Genomic DNA, 24229 nt, shown 5'->3' on the forward strand with positions numbered 1-24229 from the left:
CAGCCCCGGGTCGGGACCGTTGCGTAGGGTTCGCTCATGCGCCGCCTCGCGACCCTCGCCTGCCTCGCCGCACTGGCGACCGCGGCGCTCACCGCCTGCAGCGACGACGACCCGCAGGACCCGGACCAGCCCACGGTGACGGCGTCGCCTCAGACCGGTACGCCGAGCGCCAGCGAGTCCGCGCCGTCAGCGCCGAGCGAGAGCGCGACCGAGACCGGGCCGGGCGGGCCGCCGAAGGTCGTCGACACGATCGCGACGGGGCTGCAGACGCCATGGGGCATCGCGTTCCTGCCGAACGGCGACGCGGTCGTCACCGAGCGCGACACGACCCGGGTGCTGCTGCTCCAGGGCCCCGACCACCTGCGTCACGAGATCGGCACCATCGACGAGGCCGTCGGGCTCGGCACGCAGGGGGGCGAGGCCGGGCTGCTCGGCGTCGCGGTCTCCCCCGACTACGAGACCGACCACCTCCTCTACTTCTACGCGAGCACCGCGACCGACAACCGGATCCTCCGCGCTCGGTTGGCCGGCGGCACCCTCGGCCCGACCACCGTGATCTTCAAGGGCATCCCGCGCGGCCAGGTCCACGACGGCGGGCGACTGGTCTTCGGACCGGACGGCTTCCTCTACGCCTCGACCGGCGAGACCGGCAACGGCGAGCTCGCCCAGGACAAGAGCACGCCGGCCGGCAAGATCCTGCGGCTCACCCCCGACGGCGACCCCGCGCCGGGCAACCCGTTCGAGGACTCGCCGATCTGGTCCTACGGCCACCGCAACGTGCAGGGCCTGGCGTTCGACGACGACGGCCGGCTCTGGGCATCGGAGTTCGGCGCCAGCACCTACGACGAGCTCAACCTGATCGAGCCGGGCCGCAACTACGGCTGGCCGATCGTCGAAGGGCGTGGCGACCGCAAGGGCCTCACCAACCCGCAGATCGTGTGGGACACCGACTCGGCGTCGCCGTCCGGGCTCGCCTACCTCGATGGGCACCTCTGGCTGGCGTCGCTGCGGGGCGAGCGGCTCTGGCGCATCGACGTCGACGGCGACCGCGCGTCCGCCCCGGCTGACTTCTTCGTCGGCGCCTACGGGCGGATGCGCACCGTCGTGGTCGCACCCGACGGCAACCTGTGGCTGTCGACGAGCAACACCGACGGGCGTGGCACACCGCGGAAGGACGACGACCGCATCCTGGTCATCCGGCCCTGACGACGCCGGTGACAGTCGCTCGGCGGGCCGCCCGCCGCAGCGTGGTCAGCACGGCAGGTCCGAGCACCACGATCGCGACGGCGTTCGTGACGGCCCGGAAGGTGTCCCAGCCGCCCGTCGACGTCAGCAGCGTGTAGACGAGGAACGTCTGCAGGTTCTCCCACACGGGCGCGCCCGCGACGTAGGCCAGCGAGCCCTCGTGACCCGACACGGCGACGCCGGCGAGGAACGGCCAGCCCCAGAGGTTCATCAGCAGGCCGTAGAGGTACGCCGAGGCCGCGCCGTACGCCGCCAGCATCGCGATCTCGCGGCGCCCGGCGACCCGCCGCGGCAGCAGCCCGGCGCCCATGCCGACCCACGCCGCGCACATCATCTGGTACGGCAGCCAGGGCCCGACGCCGGCGGTGAACAGCGCGGAGGTGAAGAGGGACGTGCACCCGAGCACGAACCCGAAGCCGGGCCCGAACACCCGGCCGGCGAGGATCAGCAGGAAGAACGTCAGCTCGATGCCGGCACTGCCCGGCGAGACGCCGCGGAGGATCGCGGTCGCGGCGCTGAGCACGCCGAGCACCGCGAGGACCCGCGAGTCGAGGCCGCCCTCGTTGAGCTCCGCGAGCACGACGGCGATGACGACCGGCAGCAGCACGACGAAGAGGAACGGCGGGTCGACCCGGTCCCCCGCCGGCACCCGCAGCAGCAGTGGCCAGGTGAGCATGGCGAGCCCGGCGAGCGACGCGACCAGGAGGATCGCGCCGGAGCGCGGGGCGATGCGGACGGCCGGTGTGCTCACGACGCGCTCAACGCCTCGACGACCTCGTCGACGCGCAGCCACGGCGGGCCGAGCACCTTGGTGACCTGCGGGGCGAACGCCGGCGACTCCGCGACCACGCGGCGCACCGGTCCCGACGACACGACCTCGCCGTCCGCGAGCACGAGCACGTCGTCGGCGGCCTGCGCGACGAACTCGACGTCGTGGGTGGCGACCAGCACCGAGTGGCCGTCGTCGGCGAGGCCCCGCAGGATCCCGGCGAGGACGCGCTTCGCGGCGTAGTCGAGGCCGCGGGTCGGCTCGTCGAGCAGCAGCACCCGGGGTCGCGCCGCGAGCACCACCGAGAGCGCCAGCGCCAGTCGTTGGCCCTCCGAGAGGTCGCGTGGATGGTGCTCGGGGTCGATGTCGGGGACCAGGCGGTCCAGGATGCGGCGGGACTCGCCGGTGCCGCCGTCGGCGGCGGCGCACTCGTCGGCGACGGTCTCGAGGTAGAGGAGGTCGGCGGCGTTCTGAGGCACCATCCCGACCACGGCCCGCCGCTCGGTGGGGGTGAGCCGCGCCGGGTCCGCTCCCCGGACGTCGACCTGCCCGCCGGCGCGCTTGCCGCTGCCCTGGATCGCCCAGAGCAGCGAGGACTTGCCCGAGCCGTTGCGGCCCATCAACGCCGTGACCCGACCGGTCCCGAGCGTCAGGTCGACCTCGCGGACGGCGACGGTCTGGCCGTGCGCGACGGTCAGGCGGCGTACGGCGACCGCAGGCTCGACCGCGGGCGGCTCCGCTCCGTCGGGGGCGGGAAGCCGGTCGACCAGGCCGCGGGCGCGGCGGCGCGCGTCGCGCACGCTGAGCGGCAACGGGTCCCAGCCGGCCGCCCGGCCGAGCTCGACGATCGGCGGAGCCACCGGCGAGGTGACCAGCAGCTCGCCGGGCTCGCCGACGTGGACGCGGCCCGAGCCGGTGAGCAGGCACATGCGGTCCGCGAACGGGACCACCCGCTCCAGCCGGTGCTCGGCGAGCAGCACCGAGACACCGAGGTCGTGGACGAGGCGGGTGAGCGTGGCCAGCACGTCCTCGGCGGCCGTCGGGTCGAGCGCGGAGGTCGGCTCGTCGAGCACGAGCAGCCGGGGATGCATGGTGAGCACCGAGCCGATCGCGACCCGCTGCTGCTGACCGCCGGAGAGCGTGCGCAGGTCGCGGTGCCGCAGCCCCGCGATGCCGAGCAGGTCCAGCGTCTCCTCGACCCGGCGGCGCATCGTCTCCGGCGGCAGGCCGAGCTGCTCCATGCCGTAGGCGAGCTCCTCCTCGACCGTGTCGGCGACGAACCCGGCCGCGGGGTCCTGGCCGACGTACCCGATCACGTGCGCCCGCTCGCGCGGCGGCGTGCGCACGATGCTCGTGCCGTCGAGGAGCACGTCGCCCTCGAGGCTGCCGCCGCTGAACCGCGGCACCAGCCCGGTCACGACGCCGAGGAGCGTGGACTTGCCGACGCCGGTCGGACCGGACACCAGCACGAGCTCGCCCTCGTCGACGGTCAGGTCGACGCCGTCGAGCACCGTGGCCTCGTCGTAGCGGAACGTGATCCCGCGCAGCTCGATCACGCCGTCACCCCTACCAGTCGCGGGGGCGGCGTGGCCAGCGGTCCGAGCAGCGCGAGCACCGCCAGCAGCAGCGCGGCCCCGCTGACCGGCGGGAAGGCGTCGAGCGCCGGGTAGGCGACCTCGACCTGGTTGCGGCTGATCCACCACCCGGTGGCACCGACCGCGACACCCGAGGCGAGCACGGCGAGCTCGGGCCAGCGCCACGCGTCGGGTCGGTAGCGGCTGCGCTGCACCCGGCGGCCCGCGCTCAGCAGCCCGGCGACCGCGGCGGCGACGCCGATGCCGAGCATCGGCAGGGCCAGCACCCGGGGGGCGGTGCCGTCGAGCACGGCGTACGTGCCGACGCAGATGCCGCACAGGCCGAGCAGCATCAAGGTGCCGGTGACCCGGCGCTGCGCGGTCGTGGCGCCGGACGCCCGGCCGTAGCCGCGGGTGTCCATGCCGGCCGCCAGCGCGAGGGAGCGCTCGAGCGCGTCCTCCAGCACCGGCACGAGGAAGCGGCGCAGCCGGCCCACCCGGCTCGACTCCCCCGCCCGCAGGCTCTGCGCCGCGCGCACCCGGCGGGCGCTGTCGGCGAACTGCGGCAGGACCGTGATCGCGACGACCAGCGCGGTGCCGATCTCGTAGAGCGCCGGTGGCACCGACCGGAGCAGCCGCTTGGGGTTGGCCAGCGAGTTCGCGGCGCCGACGCAGATGACGATCGTCGCCAGCCGCAGCCCGTCGTAGAGCGCGAACAGCAGCGCCTCGGCGTACAAGGGCCCGAGCAGGGTGATGCCCGCGACCCACGACGGCAGCGGCACGGCCGGCAGGTCGAGCAGCACCCGGCCGCCGGTCCAGCCGCCGAAGAGGACCCAGAACACCACGCGCACGGCGATGATGACGCCGCCGAGCCAGAGGTAGAGCCGGAACGACCGGCCCCACGGCTGGTCCGACCGGCGCAGCGACACGACCAGCGCAGCCACGCCGACGAGCATCAGCAGGATGAGCGGGTTGGTGGTGAACGACGCGGCGGTGCACAGGCCCAGCGCCCACACCCACCAGGCGACGGGGTGCAGGTCACGGGGCAGGCGCGCCGCGCCGGTCACGGCGCGCTCGTCGTACGGCGACGCCGGACCACCGCCACCGCGGCGGCGCCGGTGAAGAGCAGCCCGATCAGCATCGGGGCCACCCAGGCCGGCAGCCCCTCGTCGTCGGACGCCGGATCGGCAGCGGCCGGCGTGCTCGGCGTCGACGGGCTCCCGGAGGGGGCCGCGACGGCCGAGGCGCTGTCCACGGGCGAGGACGACGGCGTCTGGGTGGGCTTCGGCTTCGGCTTGGGCTGCTTCTCCGGGGTCGGGCTGGCCGACTCGGTCGGCGGGGCGGTGGGGGTCGCCGACGGTGACGGGCTCGTGGTGGGGCTCTTCGTCGGCGTGGGCTTGGGCTTCGGCGTGGGGGTGGGCTTCGGCGCCGCGTGCGCGACGGCTCGGAACCCGGGCGGCACCGCCCGGGACCCGGTGCTCCAGGAGAAGGCGAGGTAGCCGCCGTCGGGGACGCGCAGTCCGCCCGCGTTGAGCGAGGAGTAGGTCCAGTCGCCGCCGTCCTCGTCGGTCCACCACAGGCTCCAGTACGCGTTGGCGGGCGGCGTGGCGACGCACGGGTCCTGCCCCGGGGTCGGCAGACCGGAGACCCGGCAGACGAAGTCCGGCTGCCGCTGCACGTAGGTCAGCGGGAAGCCGGCATCGCCGAAGAGCTCCGCGGCGTACCGGTCGCCGCCGTCGGGCAGGCAGACGCTCTGCACGCCGCCACCGAGCTGCTTGAAGTCGACGACCACGGTCACGCCCTCGGCCGAGCCGCAGCCCGCGGCCGCGGCCGGCGCGGACGGGACGCCGGCGTACGCCGCCGCGGCCAGGACGGCCGCGGCGACGACGCGAGTGAGGATCCGGCTCAGCACGCCGACTTCGACAGGTACTTCAGGGCAGGCGCGGCCTGGACCGTCGCCATCTGCCACTGGTACGCCGTGCCCTTGTCGATGCCGTGCTCCAGCCCGTCCTTCAGCGCCTTGCGGTTGTAGGCGATCGCGCCGTCGTGGCGCGCGAGCCGGGTGCCGCTGGCATCGGCCTGGACGACCTGGAGCCTCTGCAGCCAGCCGGCCGCCTCGGCGGCCGCGCCGCACAGGCCCGCCTGGCCCAGGGCGGTCGCGGCGAGTCCGGTGGAGTTGGCGTTGGCGCCCTTGGTGGACACGCCGCCACCGAAGCTGCCGTCGGCGCGCTGCTGCGCCTTCAGCCAACGCACGCCGTGCTTGATGGAGGCGCGCACCGTCCGGGTCGGCTTCTCGATCGCCTGCAGGCTGAGCACCGCCATCGCGGTCGCGTCCGGGTCGGCGACGGCGCCCGCGCGGGCACCGCCGTCGCAGCTCTGGTCGGCAGCGGCCGGGTCCGCGAAGTAGAGCCGGAAGTAGCCCTTGGCGCACTGCTGCTGGAGCAGGAAGGACGTCGCCTCGTCGGCCAGCGGCGACTTCGCGTTGCTGAGCGCCTGCGCGGCCAGTGCCTGCCCGATGACGTTGGCGTAGTCGTCGTAGTCGGACTTGTCGGAGATCCGACCTGCGGTCGCGCCCGTCGTGGCGACCCGACCTTCCAGGCGCGAGACGAGGTTCACGCCACCGAAGGCGCGCGGCTTGGCGCCGGTCTCCTGAGCGAGCACGATGGCCTTGGCCACCTGCCCGGCGTACACGTCGGTGCTGCCCTCGGCCCCGGCCGTCCAGTTCTCGACGTTGTGCGCGAGCGCGGTGCGGATCGCCTTCACCGTGCGCGGCTTCGCGCCGATCGCCGTCAGCGCGCGGGCGATGTCGGCGCTGAGGCTGTAGTCGTCGAACTTGTACTGCTTGTTGTAGACGAGGCCCTTGGTCGGCTGGTCGGCCAGCCACCCGGCGGCGTCGCCCTCGGGCGTGGCGGCCGACGCGGTGCCGGCGACGGTGGTGACGGTGAGCAGTCCGGCGCAGAGCACGGCGGACGCGCGGATGAGGCGCTTCATGGTTTCCTTCCCGCTGCGACAGCGGGCAGGCGCCGGGATCGGGATGAGCCCGGTGGCCACCCGCTGTGTTTCCTCGACAGCGTGTGATCAGGACGCGTCGTGACAGGTGCTCCGGCTCGCCACCGCTCCGTCGAGTCGGAACGTGGGCCTACGGTTGCGGGTCAGCGCCGGACTTGGACCGGCTTCCCCCACCACGGGCGTGCAGTTGTGTGTGCCCGGGCAGCATATCCCGCGCCCTCCGACCGCGAGTCGGCGCGTCTTGCTCGCCGTACGACCGCGAGTCGGCGCGTCTTGCTCACCTGGTGGGCAAGACGCGCCGAGTCGAGGGGCTCAGCCGGGCAAGACGCGCCGACTCGCGGCTACTGGAGCTTCTCGAGGATGAGCTCGCGCACCCGGCCGGCGTCGGCCTGGCCGCGCATCTCCTTCATCACCGCACCGATGAGCGCACCGGCGGCAGCCACCTTGCCGTCGCGGATCTTGTCGGCAACGTCGGGGTTGGCGGCGATCGCGTTGTCGACGGCGGTCGAGAGCGCGCCCTCGTCCGACACGATCGCCAGGCCACGGGCGGCGACGACCTCGTCGGGCGTGCCCTCGCCGGCGAACAGGCCGTCGAAGACCTGGCGGGCCAGCTTGTCGTTGAGGCTGCCCTCGTCGACGAGCGCCTGGACGCGCGCCACGTCGGCCGGGGTGACCGGCAGCGCGTCGACGAGCAGGCCCTGCTCGTTGGCGCGACGGGCGAGCTCGCCCAGCCACCACTTGCGCGCGGCCTGAGGTGAGGTGCCGGCGGCGATCGTCTGCTCGATGACGTTGAGGGCGCCGGCGCCGACGGTGTCGCGCATCTCCAGGTCGGAGAAGCCCCACTCGGCCTGCAGGCGGGCCCGGCGGGCGGTGGGGTTCTCGGGCAGCGTGCCGCGCAGCTCCTCGACCCACTCCCGGCTCGGCGCCACCGGCACCAGGTCGGGCTCGGGGAAGTAGCGGTAGTCCTCGGCGTCGGACTTCTCGCGGCCGCTGGTGGTGACGCCGGTGTCCTCGTGCCAGTGCCGGGTCTCCTGGAGGATCTTCTGCCCCGAGCCGAGCACCGCCGCGTGCCGCGACATCTCGTAGCGCACCGCGCGCTCGACCGAGCGCAGCGAGTTGACGTTCTTGGTCTCGGTGCGGGTGCCGAGTACGCCGGAGCCCTTCGGCGAGAGCGACAGGTTGACGTCGGCGCGGATCGAGCCCTGGTCCATGCGCGCGTCGGAGACGTCGAGCGCGACGATGAGGTCCCGCAGCTGTGCGACGTACGCGCGCGCGACCTCGGGCGCCTTCGCGCCGGTGCCCAGGATCGGCTTGGTGACGATCTCGATGAGCGGGATGCCGGCGCGGTTGTAGTCGACCAGCGAGTGGTCGGCGCCGTGGATGCGGCCGGTGGCGCCGCCGACGTGCAGCGACTTGCCGGTGTCCTCCTCCATGTGGGCGCGCTCGATCTCGACCCGGAAGGTCTCGCCGTCCACGTCGACGTCCATGTAGCCGTCGAAGCAGATCGGCTCGTCGTACTGGGACGTCTGGAAGTTCTTCGGCATGTCCGGGTAGAAGTAGTTCTTCCGCGCGAACCGGCACCACTCGGCGATGTCGCAGTTGAGCGCCAGGCCGATCCGGATGGCCGACTCGACGGCCTTGCGGTTGACGACCGGCATCGCGCCCGGCAGGCCCAGGCAGGTCGGGCAGACCTGGGTGTTGGGCGCGGCGCCGAACTCGGTCGGGCAGCCGCAGAACATCTTCGTGAGCGTGTTGAGCTCGACGTGGACCTCCAGGCCCATCGCCGGGTCGTACGACGCGAGCACGTCGTCGAATGCGATCAGGGTGTCGCTCATGCCGACGGTCCTTCCAGGGCGGGGGCCTTGTCGAGCAGCGGGGCGCCCCACTGCTTGAGCAGCGCGGCCTCGAGGGCGGCGCCGACCCGGTAGCAGCGGTCGTCGGCCAGCGCCGGGGCGAGGATCTGCACGCCGGCGGGCAGGCCGTCCTCGTCCGCGAGGCCGCTCGGCACCGAGATGCCGGGCACGCCCGCGAGGTTGGCGGGGATGGTCGCCAGGTCGTTGAGGTACATCGCGATCGGGTCGTCGAGCTTCTCGCCGAGCTTGAACGCCGTGGTGGGCGCGGTCGGCGAGACCAGCACGTCGGCCTTCTCGAACGCCGCCTCGAAGTCGCGCGCGATCAGCGTGCGCACCTTCTGGGCCTGGCCGTAGTAGGCGTCGTAGTAGCCACTCGACAGCGCGTAGGTCCCGAGGATGATGCGCCGCTTGACCTCGTCGCCGAAGCCGGCGTCACGCGTGGCCCGCATGACCTCCTCGGCGCTGGCGCCCTCCTCGGGCCAGACCCGCAGGCCGTAGCGCATCGCGTCGAACTTCGCGAGGTTGCTCGACGCCTCCGCCGGGAGGATCAGGTAGTAGGTCGCCAGCGCGTGCACGAACGACGGGCAGGACACCTCGACGACCTCGGCGCCGGCCGCGACCATCAGGTCGACTGACTCCTGGAAGCGGGTCATCACGCCCGGCTGCCAGCCGTCGCCCGCGAGCTCGGTGATGACGCCGATCCGGACGCCGGTCAGGTCGCCGTCGGCACCCTGCTTGGCGGCGTCGACCAACGGCGGGAGCGGCTGGTCGATGCTCGTGGAGTCCAGCGGGTCGTGGCCGCCGATCACCTCGTGCAGCAGCGCCGAGTCGAGCACGGTCCGGGTGACCGGGCCGACCTGGTCGAGGGAGTTGGCGAGCGCGACCAGGCCGTAGCGCGAGACCCCGCCGTACGTCGGCTTGTGGCCGACCGTGCCGGTGACGGCACCCGGCTGCCGGATCGAGCCGCCGGTGTCGGTGCCGAGCGCGAGCGGCGCCTCGAAGGCGGCCACGGCCGCGGCCGAGCCACCACCGGAGCCGCCGGGGATCCGGTCGAGGTCCCAGGGGTTGTGGGTGGCGCCGTACGCCGAGTGCTCGGTGGAGGAGCCCATCGCGAACTCGTCCATGTTGGTCTTGCCGAGGATCGGCAGCCCGGCCTCGCGGAGCCGGCGGACCACCGTGGCGTCGTACGGCGGCACCCAGCCCTCGAGGATCTTGGAGCCACAGGTGGTCGGCAGGCCGTTGGTGGCGAGCACGTCCTTCACGGCGATGGGGACGCCGTCGAGGACCGACAGCAGCGTGCCGGCGGCGCGGCGCGCGTCGGACTCGGCGGCCTGGGCGAGCGCGCCCTCGGCGTCGACGTGCAGGAAGGCGTGCACCGCGCCGTCGACGGCGGCGATGCGGTCGAGGTGGGCCTGGGTGATCTCGACCGAGGTGGTCTCACCGGCGGCCAGCGCGTCGGCCAGCTCGGCCGCGGTCTTGCGGGTCCAGTCGCTCATGCCTCCTCCCCCAGGATGCGCGGGACCGAGAAGCGCTGCTCCTCGACCTCGGGGGCGCCGGACAGCGCCTGCTCGGGCGTGAGGCCCGGCACCACCACGTCCTCGCGGAAGACGTTGGTGAGCGGCAGCGCGTGCGACGTCGGGGGCACGTCGTCGCCGGCCACGCCGCTGATCGAGGCGACCGACTCGAGGATCACCGACAGCTGGGGCGCGAGGTGGTCGAGCTCGGCATCGGAGAGGTCGATCCGGGCGAGGTTCGCCAGGTGCGCGACCTCGTCTCGGGTGATTTCAGGCATGGTGCTCATCCTAGGAGAGGTCGTCTTCGGTGTTTTCGCCGGTCGTGACCCGGCCGGTCCGGGCATGCGGCATCCTCTGCCGTGACCCGAGGAGGACCATGGCCCACCGCACGCTGCGCGTCGTGCTGATCGCCGGCGCCGTCGTTGTGCTGGTCACGGCCGCGCTGGTCGCCCTCACCGGCATCGGCTACCGCCACGTCTCGGCCGACCAGCGGGCCTACGAGGAGCGCGGCGCGTGGTACGCCGACGGCACGCTGCACGTCGGCCGGCACCAGCTCAGGTTGGACGGGCCGCCGACCAACCTGACCATCGCGTACACGTCGGAGGGCGCCGTGGTCTGGGACAGCGGCGATCACCTGGACGGCGACGTCCAGGACCCGACTCTCACGCTGGTCAGCCCCAGTGGAGAGACCCGCGAGGTGCGGGTGCCGGACCTGACCGAGGTCACCGGGGACGCGCTGGGCACGGACCCGTCGCTGCCCTACGTCGCGTACCTCAGGAGGAGCCGGGGCACGCAGGAGGTCGTGCTCCAGGACCTCCGCGACGGCAGCGAGCTGACCGTGGGCGAGCCGATCCCGAACCCCGGCGGCACGGGTGGGAGCAGCCATCTTGCCCTCTCCCCCGACCTCGTGACCTACCCGCACCCTGACCACTGGGGGGAGCTGCGGTGGCGCACCGGCCAAGTCTTCCCGTGGTCGGACCTCGGGGGCACCTCGCTGCCGTGGAGCACCGGCCGGACCGCGGTCATCGTCATCCCTGACGACGAGCGGGCCTGGAGGGTCGTCGACCGCCTCGACGGCGAGGTCCGGCTGACGGTCCCGATCGACCGGGCCGGCTACAGCACCTACGCCAGCCTGTCACCCGACGACCGTTGGTTCGCCGAGCCTCGCAACGACGGCCTGGTCGTCCACGACGTCGCCACGGGAGAGACGACCACCCTCGATGGGGTCGCCGGCGTCACGACCCTCGGATGGACGCCCGACGGTCACCTGATCCTGCGCGGTCAGGACGGCACGGTCAGGACCTGCGACCCCGAGGCCGGCCGGTGCGAGAGCACCCGGATCCGCACCCGAGGCGAGCTCGTCGCGCCGACCGGTGCCTACAGCGAGGCCTTCTAGCTCAGCCGAGCGCCGCCGGTCCGCCCTCGAGCAGCGACTTGAAGCCGGCCTCGTCGAGGATGCTCAGCCCGAGCTGCTCGGCCTTGTCGGCCTTGGAGCCCGCGTTGTCGCCGACGACGACGTAGTCGGTGTTCTTGGAGACCGACCCGGCCGCCTTGCCGCCGCGGGCCAGGATCGCCTCCTTGGCGGAGTCGCGGCTGAAGTCGACGAGCGACCCGGTCACGACGACCGTGAGCCCCTCGAGCGTGCGCGGCACCGACTCGTCGCGCACGTCCTCCATCGCCACCCCGGCCGCGGTCCACTTCTCGACGATCGCCTCGTGCCACGGCTCCTTGAACCACTCGATGACCGCCTCGGCGATCGTCGGGCCGACGCCCTCGGCCGCGGCGAGCTGCTCCTCGGTCGCGGCCCGGATCGCCGCCATCGAGCCGAACTCGGTCGCCAGCGCCCGCGCCGCGGTCGGGCCGACGTGCCGGATCGACAGGGCGACCAGCACCCGCCACAGCGGCACCTGCTTGGCCCGCGCGAGGTTGTCGAGCAGCCGCTGGCCGTTGGCGCTGAGCTGCGGCCCGTCCTCGCCCTTCTTGGGGGCGCGGGTGAAGAGGGGCGCCGCGAGCACCCGGTCGAGGGTCAGGTCGAAGACGTCGCCCTCGTTGGTGATCGCGCCCGCGTCGAGCAGCGCGGCGGCCGCCTCGTAGCCGAGGCCCTCGATGTCGAAGGCGTTGCGGCTCGCGACGAAGAACACCCGCTCACGCACCTGGCCCGGGCACTTCTCGTGGTTGGGGCAGCGCATGTCCTTGTCGCCCTCCTTCTGCTGCGCCAGCGGCGTCTCGCAGGAGGGGCAGACCGTGGGCGGGACCCACGGCTCCAGGCCCTCGGGCCGGAGCGCGAGCACGGGCCCGAGGATCTCGGGGATCACGTCGCCCGCCTTGCGCAGGATGACGGTGTCGCCGGGGTTGCCCGGCCGGACGTCCTTGCGCTCGACCTCGTGGAAGTTGTGCAGCGTGGCGTTCTCGACCGTCGAGCCCGCGACCCGGGTCGGCTCCATGACGCCGTACGGCGTGACGCGGCCGGTGCGCCCCACGTTGACCCGGATCTCGAGGAGCTTGGCGTTGACCTCCTCCGGCGGGTACTTGAACGCGATGGCCCACCGCGGCGCCCGGCTCGTCGAGCCGAGCCGGCGCTGCAGGGCGACGTCGTCGACCTTCACCACCACGCCGTCGATCTCGTAGGGGACGATCGTGTGCCGGTGCTCGCCGGCGTGCTCGATGTAGGCCTCGACCTCCTTGAGCGTCGCGACGACGCGCACCTGGTCGGAGATCGGCAGCCCCCACGCGCGCAGGGCCTCGTAGGCGTGCGACTGCGCCTGCGGCTCGAAGCCGCGGCGCTCCCCGATCCCGTGGCAGACCATGCCGAGGGCGCGGCTCGCGGTGACCCGGGGATCCTTCTGGCGCAGCGATCCGGCGGCGGAGTTGCGCGGGTTGGCGAACGGCGCCTTGCCGGCCTCGAGCAGCGAGTCGTTGAGCCGCTCGAACGCCTCGACCGGCAGGAACACCTCGCCACGCACCTCGATGAGGTCGGGCACCGGGAACTCCTCGGTCCCGGTGAGCCGGTCGGGCACCGCCTCGATCGTGCGCACGTTGGGCGTGACGTCCTCGCCGGTGGTGCCGTCGCCGCGGGTCAGTGCGCGGACCAGGCGGCCCTGTTCGTAGAGCAGGTTGATCGCCAAGCCGTCGACCTTGAGCTCGCAGAGCAGCGCCGGCTTCTCGACGCCGTCGCGGCCGAGGCGGGCGTACCAGGCCTGGAGCTCCTCGTAGGAGAACGCGTTGTCGAGGCTCTCCATCCGGCGCAGGTGGTCGACGGCGGTGAACTCAGTGGAGACCGCGCCGCCCACCTTCTGGCTCGGCGAGTCCGGTGTCCGCAGCTCCGGGTACTGCTCCTCGAGCGCCTCCAGGCGGCGCAGCCGCCGGTCGAAGTCCGCGTCGTCGAGCGTCGGATCGTCGAGCACGTAGTAGCGGTAGCGCGCGTCCTCGATCTCCTCGGCCAACTGTCGGTGCTCGTCCCTAGCCTCGGTGGGAGCGACGTCGACCTGCGGTTCGGAGGAGGTGCTCATGGCGGCATTCTGCCGCGCCCCACCGACAGCCGGCCGGGCGGCGTCGGGCCGGCCGGGAACAATTCCCGGATTTATCGGTTTGTCAGGAATGAAGCGACCGGCGTACCTTGTTGCCGATGAAACGAAACCGTTTCGTTTCATCCAGGTTAACGACGAGTGAACCCGCCGAAGGACGACCGATGACCCCCAGCAGCGAACGGCCCCGCATCGAGGGCGACCGCGAGCAGGAGATCCTCGTCGCCGCCCTCCAGGTGCTCGCTGACGTCGGCTACGACCGGCTCACGATGGATGCCGTCGCCGCGAAGGCGAAGGCGTCCAAGGCCACGCTCTACCGGCGCTGGACCAACAAGGTGAGCCTCGTCATCGAGGCGCTGCAGCACAGCAAGGCCCCCCACGACGTGCCGGACACCGGCTCGTTGCGCGAGGACCTGCGCCTCGCGTTCTGCGGTGTCGGCGGCCTCGCGGACCCCGAGTCGGTGGCGACGTTCTCCAGCGTGCTCACCGCCATCACCCGCGACGCCGAGTTCGCCGAGGCGTTCCGGCGCGACGTCATCGGCCCCAAGCTCGCGTTCTCCCAGGAGATCTGGCGGCGGGCCCGGGAGCGCGGCGAGCTGCGCGACGACGTCGACCTCAACCTCCTCGAGCCGGCGCTCGCCGGCATCGTCCTGCACCGCGTGTTCCTCATGGGCGAGACGCCCGACGCCGACGTGATCACCCGCGTGATCGACCAGATCATCCTGCCGGCCGCGACGCGCGGGCCGGCCAACCCCCACCACCCCGAATCCCACAAGGAAGCCGAGGCAACCCCATGACCGACGTGACGACCACACCGGCGGGAGCACCACCGGGCCGCAAGCAGCACCTGGGCTGGGCGCTCGTGCTCATCTCGGTGGCACAGCTGATGGTGGTGCTCGACGGCACCATCGTGAACATCGCCCTGCCCTTCATCCAGTCCGACCTCGACATCTCGCAGGACAACCTGCGCTGGGTCGTCACGGGCTACGCACTCGCCTTCGGCAGCCTGCTGCTGCTCGGCGGCCGCCTCGGTGACCTCTACGGCCGCCGCAAGATCTTCATGATCGGCCTGGTCGTCTTCGGCGTCGCCTCGCTGCTCGGCGGCCTCGCCACCAGCGAGGCCACCCTGCTCGCCGCCCGGGCCCTCCAGGGTCTCGGCGCCGCGCTCGCCTCCCCGGCCGCGCTCGCGCTGATCGCGACGACCTTCCCCGCCGGTCCGGCCCGCAACCGCGCCTTCGCCGTGTACGCCGCGATGTCCGGCGTCGGCGCGGCGGTCGGCCTGCTGCTCGGCGGCTGGCTGACCGGCCTCGACAGCGTGTTCGGCCTCGACGTCGAGGGCTGGCGGCTCACCCTGCTGATCAACACCCCGATCGGCATCGTGACCGCGCTGCTCGCGCCGCGCTTCCTCAACGAGTCCGAGTCGCACCCCGGTGAGCTCGACCTGCCCGGCGCGGTCACCGGCACCCTCGGCCTGCTCGGCCTGGTCTACGGCATCAGCCGCGCCGGCACCGACGGCTGGGGCGACACGTGGACCATCGCCAGCCTGGCGGTCGGCCTGCTGCTGCTCGCGACGTTCCTGCTCATCGAGAGCCGCGTCGCGCACCCGCTGCTGCCGACCCGGGTCTTCGCCAACCGCACCCGTGCGGCCAGCTACGTGGCGATGTTCTTCGCCCCGGCCGCGATGTTCGCGATGTTCTTCTACCTCAGCCAGTACATCCAGACCGTCATGGGCTACAGCTCGATCAAGGCGGGCGTCGCGTTCCTGCCGTTCTGCATCGGCCTGGTGGCGGCCGCCGGCATCTCGTCGAACCTCATCAACCGGATCGACCCGCGGATCCTCGCCGGCGTCGGCACCCTGATGGCCGCGGTCGCGCTCTTCGGCTTCTCGCGGATCCCGCACGACACGTCGCTGCCGATCGACAGCGTCTCGGCGGACTACTGGACCGACCTGTTCCCGTTCATCATGCTGATGGCGCTCGGCATGGGCGCGACGTTCGTCCCGCTGACGCTCACCGCGGTGCACCACCTGCGCGCCGAGGACTCCGGCATCGGCTCCGGCGTGCTCAACACCATGCAGCAGGTCGGCGGCGCGCTGGGCCTGTCCCTGCTCGCCACGGTCGCCACGCAGACCATGGACGACCTGGCGGCCAAGCTGGCCAAGGCCGCCGAGCAGGCCGGAGTGGCGGCCTCGGGGCCTATTCCGGACTCGGTCGTCCACCAGGTCTTCGCGGCCGGTGCGAGCGACGCGTTCCTGTTCGGTGCGGGCCTGATGCTGCTCGCCTCGCTGGTCACCTGGGTCTTCCTCAACGTGAAGCACGAGGAGCTGGCCACCGACGGCCCGGAGGGCATGCCCGTCCACGTCGGCTGACCCACACGCGAGTCGGCGCAGCCCGCCCTGGGATCCAGGGCAGACTGCGCCGACTCGGCGATTTCAGGCGGCGAGCGCGTCCTCGATCGCCTTGAGGAACGCCGGGATGTCGTCGGGGCTGCGGCTGGTGATCAGGTTGCCGTCGACGACGACCTCCTCGTCGGTCCAGGTGCCGCCCGCGTTGCGGACGTCGTCGGCGAGGGTCTCGTAGCTGGTGAGGCGCCGGCCGCGGGCCAGGCCCGACGAGACCAGCAGCCACGGGCCGTGGCAGATCACCGCGAGCGGCAGCTTGCGCTCCTGGACCTGGCGCACGAGGTCCTGCGCCTTCTCGTCGATGCGCAGGCGGTCGGCGTTGACCGTGCCGCCCGGCACGACGAGCGCGTCGATCGCGGCGACGTCCACGTCGTCGAGGGTGCCGTCGACCTCCACCTTCTGCGTGGGCTCGGTGTCGCCCTGCACCGCCTGCACCGGCTCGCCGCTGGTCGAGTAGACCTTGACGGTCGCACCCGCCTCACGGAGCCGGTCACGCGGCTCGAGCAGCTCGGGCTCCTCGACGAAGTCGCTGACGATGATGGCCACGGTCTTGCCACTGAGGTCGCTCATGTCGCGCCGGTACCCACCGGCCCCGCGAGGACACTCACCCCGCCAGATGCCCGGCGGCCTTCCCGAGCAGCCGCAGCGCCGTCTGCGCCCAGGCCGGCGTCGCGCCGGCCAGCCCGCACGACGGCGTCACGACCAGCCGCTCCCCCACCTCGGCCGGGTCGAGGCCGAGCATGTCGAGCCAGCGGAGCACCGACTCGGTGACCTGCGCGTCGGTCGGCACGGACGCGGGATCGGTGCCCGGCAGGACGCCCAGCGCGAGCGTCCCACCGGACTCGATCGCCTCGGCGAGGGCGTCGTGGTCCCCGGCGGACAGCGTCGCCAGGTCAGCGGACAGGCCGCGGGCGCCGGCCCGCCGCAGCAGCGCCCAGGGCACCCCGGCTGCGCAGCTGTGCACCCACGGCTCGGCCCCGGACGCCTCGATCGCGGCCAGCACCCACTCGAGCGCCTCCGAGGCCGCGGGCGCGTCGACGTTGCGGTGCCTGCCGAAGCCGGACGCCGTCGGCACTCGAGCGGCCACGACCGCGGGGAGCGCCGGCTCGTCGACCTGGACGATCAGCCGCTCCACCTCCGGCAGTCGGCGGCGTACGTCGGCGACGTGGTCGCGCAGCCCCTCCGCCAGCGCCTGGGCGAGCTCCCGCCGGGCGCCGTGGTCGGCGAGCACCTTGTCGCCGCGGGGCCGCTCGACGGTCGCCGCGAGGGTCCACGGACCGGCGACCTGGATCTTGAACGCGCCTCGGTAGCCCTGCGCCTGCTCCTCGAGCGCGTCGAGGTCCTGGGCGAGCAGGCTCCTCGCGCGCCGGTGGTCGACGCCACTGGAGTCGAAGCCGGTCAGCCGCCAGCCGGCGGGCTGGAGGTCCGCGCCGAGCTCGGCCACGATCGCGAGCGCGCGGCCGGTCATCGTGGCCGTCGCGCCGCGCCCCGGCACCTCCGGCAGGTGCGCCAGCCCCCATCGGTCCGGGGTGAGCTCGCCGAGCACCACCCGCAGCGCCTCGTCGTACGCCGGCTGGTCGTCGCCGGGCATCGACCCGACCCCGGTCGCGAGCGTCACGCGGGCACCCGCGCCGTCGCGCTGATCGTGGCGGAGCCGACGACCCGGGTGCCGTCGTAGATCACCGCGGCCTGGCCGGGCGCGATGCCGTAGGCCGGGTCGAGCAGCTCGATCTCGACCGACTCCCCCGCCACGGTGACGACCGCCCGGTGCTCGTCGCCGTGGGCGCGCAGCTGGACGGTCCCCTCGAGCCGCGAGGGCACGGTGCCGCACCAGCGCGGCTTGATGCCGGTCAGCCGGTCGACCGCCAGGCGCTCGCGCGGGCCGACGGTGACGGTGCCGGACACCGGCTCGATGTCGAGCACGAAGCGCGGCTTGCCGTCATCGGCCGGGACGCCGAGCCGGAGCCCGCGCCGCTGGCCGATCGTGAACGCGTAGGTGCCGCCGTGCGAGCCGACGACGGCGCCGGACTCGTCGACGATCGAGCCACCCTGGTTGGGCGCCCGGTCTCCGAGCTTCTCGCGCAGCCAGCCGGCGTTGTCGCCGTCGGCGACGAAGCAGATGTCGTGGCTGTCGGGCTTGTCGGCGACCAGCAGCCCGCGCTCGGCGGCCTCGGTGCGCACCGCCGACTTGGGTGAGTCACCCAGCGGGAAGAGCGAGTGCCGCAGCTGCTCCTGGTCGAGCACGCCGAGCACGTAGGACTGGTCCTTGCCGTGGTCGACGGCGCGGTGCATCTCCACCAGGCCGTCCGCGCCGGTGCGCAGCTGCGCGTAGTGCCCGGTCGCGACCGCGTCGAAGCCGAGCGCCAGCGCGCGGTCGAGCACCGCGGCGAACTTGATCTTCTCGTTGCAGCGCAGGCAGGGGTTCGGCGTCCGGCCGGCGGCGTACTCGTCCATGAAGTCCTCGACCACGTCCTCGTGGAAGCGGTCGGACAGGTCCCAGACGTAGAACGGGATGCCGATGACGTCGGCGGCCCGGCGGGCGTCGTTGGCGTCCTCGATCGTGCAGCACCCGCGCGCACCGGAGCGGTACGACGCGGGGTTGCGGGAGAGCGCCAGGTGGATGCCCGTGACGTCGTGGCCGGCCTCGACGGCACGGGCCGCGGCGACGGCGGAGTCGACGCCGCCGGACATGGCAGCGACGATCCTCATCGGCGTGCTGCCCTGGCCCGTTCGACGACCGGCCCGATCGCCTCGACCAGTGCGTCGACGTCGGCTCCGGTCGAGGTGTGGCCGAGCGAGAACCGCAGCGAGTGCCGGGCCTGGTCCTCGTCGCAGCCCATCGCGAGCAGCACGTGCGAGGGCTGCGGCACGCCGGCCGAGCAGGCGGAGCCGGTCGAGCACTCGATGCCCCGGGCGTCGAGCAGCATCAGCAGCGAGTCGCCCTCGCAGCCGGGGAAGCCGAGGTGTGCGTTGCCGGGCAACCGCTCGGTGGGGTGCCCGTGCAGGTGGGCGTCGGGCACGACCTCGATCACGCGCCGCACCAGGTCGTCACGCAGCCCGGCGACGCGGGCGGCGTGCTCCGCCTGGTGCTTGACGGCCAGCTCGACCGCGGCCGCGAACCCGGCGATCGCCGGCGTGTCGATGGTGCCGCTGCGGATGTCGCGCTCCTGGCCGCCGCCGTGCACCAGCGCGGTCACGCCGAGCTCGCGGCGTACGACGAGCGCGCCCACGCCGAACGGGCCGCCGACCTTGTGCCCGGTCAGCGTCAGCGAGTCGACGCCGCTGCGCGCGAACGCGACCGGCGTCGCCCCCACGGCCTGCACCGCGTCGGTGTGGACCGGGATGCCGTGCTCGCTGGCGATCGCGACGACCTCGTCGATCGGCTGGATCGTGCCGACCTCGTTGTTGGCCCACATGACCGTGACCAGCGCGACCGAGGCGGGGTCGCGCTCGATCGCCGCGCGCAGCGCATCGACGTCGAGCCGGGCCCGCTCGTCGACCGGCAGCAGCTCGACGGTCGCGCCCTCCGCCTCGGCCAGCCAGTGCAGGGGGTCGAGCACCGCGTGGTGCTCGATCGCGGTGCTGAGGATGCGGGTGCGGCGAGGGTCCTCGGCGCGGCGCGACCAGTAGACGCCCTTCACCGCGAGGTTGTCGGCCTCGGTGCCTCCGGAGGTGAAGACCACCTCGCCGGGGCGGCAGTCCAGGGCCTGCGCGATCGTCTCGCGGGACTCCTCGACGACCCGGCGCGCGTGTCGGCCCGAGGCGTGCAGCGAGCTCGGGTTGCCGACGTCGAGCAGGTGCGCGGTCATCGCCGCCACCGACGCCGGGACCATCGGGGTGGTCGCGGCGTGGTCGAGGTAGACCGTGGGGCGGGCGTCGGGTGCAGTCATCGCACCGACCAGCGTACGGCGCGCAGCGGCGAGCCGGTCATCGCGGGGCCACCTCGGCGACCAGCCCCTCGTGGTCGCTGCCGGGCAGGTCGACGGCGTGCTGGTCGAGCGCGGTCAGCCGGGGGCCGACCAGCACGTGGTCGATCTGGGCCAGCGGGATCCCGGGGATGCGACCCACTCGCATCGCGGGCCACGTCGGCTGCCAGCCCGCGTCCGCCAGCTCGCCCGCGTCCCGGTAGCCGGCGGCGGCCAGCCGACGCATCGGCGCGTGGTCGACCGTCGCGTTGAGGTCGCCGACCACGAGGTCCGGCTCGTGCGCGGCGACGCTCGCCGCCAGGGCGGCATGGTCGGCCCGCCAGACGTCCGGCTCGTTGGGCGCGAAGGCGTGGACGGCCGCGACGACCAGGCCGCCGGTCGTGAACAGCCACCCGTCCTGCAGCATCGGGACCCGCGAGACCTCGGAGATCGGCTCCCGGGAGAACGCCATCGTCGCGGTCCCGTCGCCATCCGGTGCCGGCTCGCCCGCGCGGTGCGGCAGCAGGTCGGCCAGGCCGGCGGCGTCCAGGCCGGCGACGCTCGTCTCGGTGACCTCGTTGACGACCAGCAGGTCGACGTCGCCGTCGCGCACGCCGTCGACCACCGCGGCCGGGTCGGCGTTGCCGAAGTAGAGGTTCGCGGTCATCACCACGGTCGGCTCGGTGCCGGCGGCCGGCGGGGGTGCCGCCCCGGACACCTGCGGCGCGTACCACCAGCCGTGCACCACCAGGCCCGCGATCGCGACGATCGCCACCGGCAACACCGCGGTGCGCCACCGACGCCGGCGGAGCAGCGCCGCGGCGGCGAGCACCAGCGCCCCGCCGTACAGCGGGAGACCGAAGGGCGTCAGGGCCACCAGCGCGATGCCGACGGAGCCCGACGGGTCGGTGAGCCGGGCGGCCGTCAGCGCCCACGCCGGCAGGACGAGGAGGACGACAGCGAGCCAGAAGACGACGGTCCGGGCGCGCACGACCTCAGAGCAGGACCAGGTCGTCGCGGTGCACGACCTCGCGCTCGTAGCCCTTGCCGAGCTCGCGCTCCAGGTCGCCCGACGACCGACCGAGCAGCTGCGGCAGCTCGTCGGCGTCGAAGTTCACCAGGCCGCGGGCCACCGGGGTGCCGTCCGGCCCGGCGAGGTCGACCGGCTCACCTGCGTGGAACGTGCCCTCGACGCCCGTGACACCGGCCGCGAGCAGCGATGCGCGGCGCTCCACGACGGCGCGCACGGCGCCGGCATCGAGCACCAGCGTGCCCTTCGGCTCGGTGGCGTGCGCGAGCCACAGCAGCCGCGTCGGGCGGCGCTTGCCGGTGGGGTGGAAGAGCGTGCCCACCCGCTCACCGGCCAGCGCCGCGGCCGCCCGGTCGGCGGCGGTCAGCACCACCGGGATCCCGGCGCCGGTGGCGATCCGCGCGGCGTCGACCTTGGTCTGCATGCCGCCGGTGCCGAGGCCCGCGACGCCGGTCCTGCCGATGCGCACGTCGGTGAGGTCGTCGACGGAGACGACCTCGGGCAGCAGGGCGCTCCCCGGATGCGAGGGGTTGGCGTCGTAGAGGCCGTCGACGTCGGAGAGCAGCACCAGGAGGTCGGCGTGCACCAGGTGGGCGACCAGGGCGGCGAGCCGGTCGTTGTCGCCGAACCTGATCTCGCTGGTCGCGACGGTGTCGTTCTCGTTGACGATCGGCAGCACGCCGAGCTCGAGCAGCTTGGCGAAGGTCTGGTGGGCGTTGCGGTAGTGCGAGCGCCGGGTGACGTCGTCGGCCGTCAGCAGCACCTGCCCGGCGATGACGCCGTGCCGGGCGAGCTCCTCGGTGTAGCGGTGCACCAGCAGCCCTTGGCCGACCGACGCGGCGGCCTGCTGGGCCGGCAGCGCCTTCGGCCGCTTCTTCAGCCCGAGCGGCGCCAGGCCGGCCGCGATCGCTCCGGAGGAGACCAGCACCACCTCGACGCCCGAGCTGCGGAGCTTCGCGAGCACGTCGACGAGGTCACGGACTCGATCGGGGTCGATCCCGCCGGCGGCCGTGGTCAAGGAGGAGGACCCGACCTTGACGACGATCCGCTTCGCCCCGGTCACCTCGGTGCGCACGCTCACTCCCCCGGGTCGTCTTCTCGCCAGTCGGGGTCGTCCGTGCCGCCGATCTCGTACGACGTGGGCCCGTAGGTCTCGGGCTTGTCCAGCCGGCGGGCCACGTCGGCACGGGTCTCGCCCTCGCCGCGGTCGTCCATCGCCTCGTCGATCGCCCGGCGGCGGCGGGCCGCGGGCCGGGACTCGTCGAAGCGCTGGTCCTCGCCGCGGCGACCGAGCATCTCGGCACCTGCGTCGATGCCGGGCTTGAAGTCGAAGACGACGGCATTGTCGGGGTGTCCGATGAGCACCGCGTCGCCCTCCTGGGCGCCGAGCTGGGCGAGCTTGGTCTCGACCCCGAGCCGGTTGAGGCGGTCGGCGAGGAAGCCCACGGCCTCCTCGTTGCTGAAGTCGGTCTGCCGCACCCAGCGCTCCGGCTTCTCGCCGCGCACCCGCCAGCCCTCGCCGGTGAGCTTCACGGTGAACGAGTCGCTCCCGTCGGCGGACGGCGGGCGCAGCACGATCCGCTTCGCCTCCACGACCGGCTTGGCCTCGCGCGCGGCCTCGACGATCTGGGCCATCGCGAAGGTCAGCTCGCGCAGCCCCTCGCCCGACGCCGCGGAGACCTGGAAGACCCGGAGCCCGCGCTCGCGGAGCTCGTCGACCACGAAGCCGGCGATGTCGCGGCCGTCGGGCACGTCGATCTTGTTGAGCGCCACGAGCCGCGGCCGGTCCTCGAGCCCGCCGTAGCGGCTCAGCTCGCGCTCGATGACGTCGAGGTCGTCGACCGGGTTGCGGCCCGGCTCGATGCTCGCGGTGTCGACGACGTGCACGAGGGCCGCGCAGCGCTCGATGTGCCGCAGGAAGTCGTGGCCGAGGCCCCGGCCCTCGCTGGCCCCCTCGATGAGGCCGGGCACGTCGGCGACGGTGTACGTCGTGTCACCGGCGCTCACCACGCCGAGGTTGGGCACCAGCGTGGTGAACGGGTAGTCGGCGATCTTGGGCCGGGCCCGGGAGATCGCGGCGATCAGGCTGGACTTGCCGGCGCTCGGGAAGCCGACCAGCCCGATGTCGGCGACGACCTTGAGCTCGAGCACGATCTCCAGCTCGTCGCCGGGCTCGCCGAGGAGCGCGAAGCCGGGCGCCTTGCGCTTGGACGAGGCCAGCGCGGCGTTGCCGAGCCCGCCGCGGCCGCCCTGCGCGACGACCAGCTCGGTCCCGGGGCCGACGAGGTCCGCGAGCACGTTGCCCTGCGGGTCGGTCACCAGGGTGCCGTCGGGCACCGGGAGCACGAGGTCCTTGCCGTGCGCGCCGTTGCGGTGGGCACCGGCGCCGTGGCCGCCGTGCTCGGCGCGCCGCTTGGGGCTGTGGTGGTAGTCGAGGAGCGTGGTCACGTCCGGGTCGACCCGGAGGATGACCGAGCCGCCGGGCCCACCGTTGCCGCCGTCAGGCCCGCCGAGCGGCTTGAACTTCTCGCGGTGGACGGAGGCGACGCCGTTGCCGCCGCGGCCGGCGCTGACGTGCAGCGCGACGCGGTCGACGAACGTCGGGAGTGCCATGGGTCCTACTCTCTCGGACTGGTGCCGAAATGACGAAGGGCGTCCCGATCTCGGGACGCCCTTCGAGTGTCTGCGGGGGTGAGCGTCAGGTCACTCGCCCGGGACGATGTTGACGACGCGACGACCACGGCGCGTGCCGAACTGCACCGCACCCGCGACCAGCGCGAACAGGGTGTCGTCGCCGCCGCGGCCGACGCCGCTGCCCGGGTGGAAGTGCGTGCCACGCTGGCGGACGATGATCTCGCCGGCGTTGACGGCCTGGCCGCCGTAGCGCTTGACGCCGAGGCGCTGGGAGTTGGAGTCGCGACCGTTCTTGGTGGACGCGGCGCCCTTCTTGTGTGCCATCTCTTCAGTCCTTCAGGGAGTCGTAGACGCGATCAGACGATCACGCGTTGATCGCGGTGACCTTGACCTGGGTGTACTTCTGACGGTGACCCTGGCGCTTCTTGTAACCGGTCTTGTTCTTGTACTTCTGGATGATGATCTTGGGGCCCTTGGTGGCGCCGAGGACCTCGACGGTCACGTTGGCCTTGCCGAGCTTCTTGGCGTCCGACGTGACGGTCTCACCGTCGACGACGAGCACGACCGGAAGGGTCACCGACTCGCCGACCTCGGTGGTGACCTTGTCGATCTCGATGACGTCGCCCACGGCAACCTTCTGCTGCTTGGCGCCAGCGCGCACGATCGCGTACACCGCGGTCTCCTTCGTCGGTCCTGTTGCTCTTGCTTGCACGTTCGGGGGTCTGGAGCGCCTGCTCACGCGGCGCCGCACAGAGAGGGCGTGCCTACGCA

The 24229-nt window shown here is 73.2% G+C and carries 22 protein-coding genes and 1 riboswitch; of the genes, 4 read left to right on the forward strand and 18 right to left on the reverse strand.

Annotated elements, in window-relative coordinates:
* Positions 1-36 precede the first annotated feature (36 nt).
* Entirely contained in the window at positions 37-1206 is a 1170-nt protein-coding gene (locus HZF07_RS07975) for a PQQ-dependent sugar dehydrogenase (protein ID WP_157340743.1), read from the forward strand.
* Here HZF07_RS07975 and HZF07_RS07980 read toward each other — a convergent pair.
* The 8 genes from HZF07_RS07980 to gatC form a co-directional block, all read right to left on the reverse strand.
* Positions 1193-1996, reverse strand: coding sequence for an ECF transporter S component (locus HZF07_RS07980; RefSeq protein WP_181644935.1), 804 nt, complete (start codon positions 1994-1996; stop codon positions 1193-1195). The genes HZF07_RS07975 and HZF07_RS07980 overlap by 14 nt on opposite strands.
* Entirely contained in the window at positions 1993-3570 is a 1578-nt protein-coding gene (locus HZF07_RS07985) for an ABC transporter ATP-binding protein (protein ID WP_181644936.1), read from the reverse strand. Before HZF07_RS07985 ends, HZF07_RS07980 begins: the two co-directional genes overlap by 4 nt.
* The gene (locus tag HZF07_RS07990; RefSeq protein WP_181644937.1) at positions 3567-4655 is read right to left on the reverse strand and encodes an energy-coupling factor transporter transmembrane component T; all 1089 of its coding nucleotides are present in this window, start codon (positions 4653-4655) and stop codon (positions 3567-3569) included. Before HZF07_RS07990 ends, HZF07_RS07985 begins: the two co-directional genes overlap by 4 nt.
* Positions 4652-5500 carry a hypothetical protein gene (locus tag HZF07_RS07995; RefSeq protein ID WP_157340745.1) on the reverse strand — a complete coding sequence of 283 codons (849 nt, stop codon included), beginning with the start codon at positions 5498-5500 and terminating at the stop codon, positions 4652-4654. The genes HZF07_RS07990 and HZF07_RS07995 overlap by 4 nt, the downstream gene beginning before the upstream one ends.
* Entirely contained in the window at positions 5494-6579 is a 1086-nt protein-coding gene (locus tag HZF07_RS08000) for a prenyltransferase/squalene oxidase repeat-containing protein (protein WP_157340747.1), read from the reverse strand. The genes HZF07_RS07995 and HZF07_RS08000 overlap by 7 nt, the downstream gene beginning before the upstream one ends.
* An 84-nt stretch (positions 6580-6663) precedes the next feature.
* Positions 6664-6790: riboswitch (cobalamin riboswitch) on the reverse strand.
* 148 nt (positions 6791-6938) lie between these two features.
* Positions 6939-8432, reverse strand: coding sequence for an Asp-tRNA(Asn)/Glu-tRNA(Gln) amidotransferase subunit GatB (gene gatB, locus HZF07_RS08005; RefSeq protein WP_157340749.1), 1494 nt, complete (start codon positions 8430-8432; stop codon positions 6939-6941).
* On the reverse strand, positions 8429-9946 hold the full coding sequence (gene gatA / locus HZF07_RS08010) for an Asp-tRNA(Asn)/Glu-tRNA(Gln) amidotransferase subunit GatA (protein ID WP_157340751.1): 1518 nt from the start codon (positions 9944-9946) through the stop codon (positions 8429-8431). The genes gatB and gatA overlap by 4 nt, the downstream gene beginning before the upstream one ends.
* Complete coding sequence (gene gatC, locus HZF07_RS08015; RefSeq protein WP_157340753.1) at positions 9943-10242, reverse strand: Asp-tRNA(Asn)/Glu-tRNA(Gln) amidotransferase subunit GatC; 300 nt, start codon at positions 10240-10242, stop codon at positions 9943-9945. The genes gatA and gatC overlap by 4 nt, the downstream gene beginning before the upstream one ends.
* A 98-nt stretch (positions 10243-10340) precedes the next feature.
* Here gatC and HZF07_RS08020 point away from each other — a divergent pair, with 98 nt between their 5' ends.
* Positions 10341-11360 carry a WD40 repeat domain-containing protein gene (locus tag HZF07_RS08020; RefSeq protein WP_157340755.1) on the forward strand — a complete coding sequence of 340 codons (1020 nt, stop codon included), beginning with the start codon at positions 10341-10343 and terminating at the stop codon, positions 11358-11360.
* Position 11361: 1 nt separating this feature from the next.
* Here the strand turns inward: HZF07_RS08020 and ligA are convergent, their stop codons facing one another.
* The gene (gene ligA / locus HZF07_RS08025; RefSeq protein ID WP_157340757.1) at positions 11362-13473 is read right to left on the reverse strand and encodes an NAD-dependent DNA ligase LigA; all 2112 of its coding nucleotides are present in this window, start codon (positions 13471-13473) and stop codon (positions 11362-11364) included.
* A gap of 179 nt (positions 13474-13652) precedes the next feature.
* On the opposite strand from ligA, the gene HZF07_RS08030 reads away from it, so the two are divergent.
* Both HZF07_RS08030 and HZF07_RS08035 read left to right on the forward strand, forming a co-directional pair.
* Entirely contained in the window at positions 13653-14285 is a 633-nt protein-coding gene (locus HZF07_RS08030; RefSeq protein WP_157340759.1) for a TetR/AcrR family transcriptional regulator, read from the forward strand.
* A complete protein-coding gene (locus HZF07_RS08035; protein ID WP_157340761.1) occupies positions 14282-15856 on the forward strand; it encodes an MFS transporter in 1575 nt (524 codons plus the stop codon). The genes HZF07_RS08030 and HZF07_RS08035 overlap by 4 nt, the downstream gene beginning before the upstream one ends.
* 63 nt (positions 15857-15919) lie before the next feature.
* Here the strand turns inward: HZF07_RS08035 and HZF07_RS08040 are convergent, their stop codons facing one another.
* The 9 genes from HZF07_RS08040 to rplU form a co-directional block, all read right to left on the reverse strand.
* A complete protein-coding gene (locus tag HZF07_RS08040) occupies positions 15920-16459 on the reverse strand; it encodes a type 1 glutamine amidotransferase domain-containing protein (RefSeq protein WP_157340763.1) in 540 nt (179 codons plus the stop codon).
* A gap of 34 nt (positions 16460-16493) precedes the next feature.
* Positions 16494-17507: a methionine synthase gene (locus tag HZF07_RS08045; protein ID WP_309504656.1), complete on the reverse strand. Its 1014-nt coding sequence runs from the start codon at positions 17505-17507 to the stop codon at positions 16494-16496.
* Positions 17504-18598, reverse strand: a complete 1095-nt coding sequence (mnmA, locus tag HZF07_RS08050; protein WP_157340765.1) for a tRNA 2-thiouridine(34) synthase MnmA — start codon at positions 18596-18598, stop codon at positions 17504-17506. The genes HZF07_RS08045 and mnmA overlap by 4 nt, the downstream gene beginning before the upstream one ends.
* Complete coding sequence (locus tag HZF07_RS08055) at positions 18595-19779, reverse strand: cysteine desulfurase family protein (RefSeq protein ID WP_157340767.1); 1185 nt, start codon at positions 19777-19779, stop codon at positions 18595-18597. Before HZF07_RS08055 ends, mnmA begins: the two co-directional genes overlap by 4 nt.
* A 37-nt stretch (positions 19780-19816) precedes the next feature.
* On the reverse strand, positions 19817-20785 hold the full coding sequence (locus tag HZF07_RS08060; protein ID WP_157340769.1) for an endonuclease/exonuclease/phosphatase family protein: 969 nt from the start codon (positions 20783-20785) through the stop codon (positions 19817-19819).
* 4 nt (positions 20786-20789) lie between these two features.
* Positions 20790-21905, reverse strand: coding sequence for a glutamate 5-kinase (gene proB / locus HZF07_RS08065; RefSeq protein WP_309504657.1), 1116 nt, complete (start codon positions 21903-21905; stop codon positions 20790-20792).
* Entirely contained in the window at positions 21902-23437 is a 1536-nt protein-coding gene (obgE, locus tag HZF07_RS08070; RefSeq protein WP_157340771.1) for a GTPase ObgE, read from the reverse strand. Before obgE ends, proB begins: the two co-directional genes overlap by 4 nt.
* 90 nt (positions 23438-23527) lie before the next feature.
* Positions 23528-23782 carry a 50S ribosomal protein L27 gene (gene rpmA / locus HZF07_RS08075; protein WP_157340773.1) on the reverse strand — a complete coding sequence of 85 codons (255 nt, stop codon included), beginning with the start codon at positions 23780-23782 and terminating at the stop codon, positions 23528-23530.
* A 40-nt stretch (positions 23783-23822) separates the two neighbouring features.
* Positions 23823-24131 (reverse strand): 50S ribosomal protein L21, encoded by a 309-nt coding sequence (gene rplU, locus HZF07_RS08080; RefSeq protein ID WP_181644938.1) that lies wholly within the window; start codon positions 24129-24131, stop codon positions 23823-23825.
* Positions 24132-24229: the final 98 nt, after the last annotated feature.

This window comes from Nocardioides agri, assembly GCF_013778305.1.
GTDB lineage: Bacteria > Actinomycetota > Actinomycetes > Propionibacteriales > Nocardioidaceae > Nocardioides > Nocardioides agri.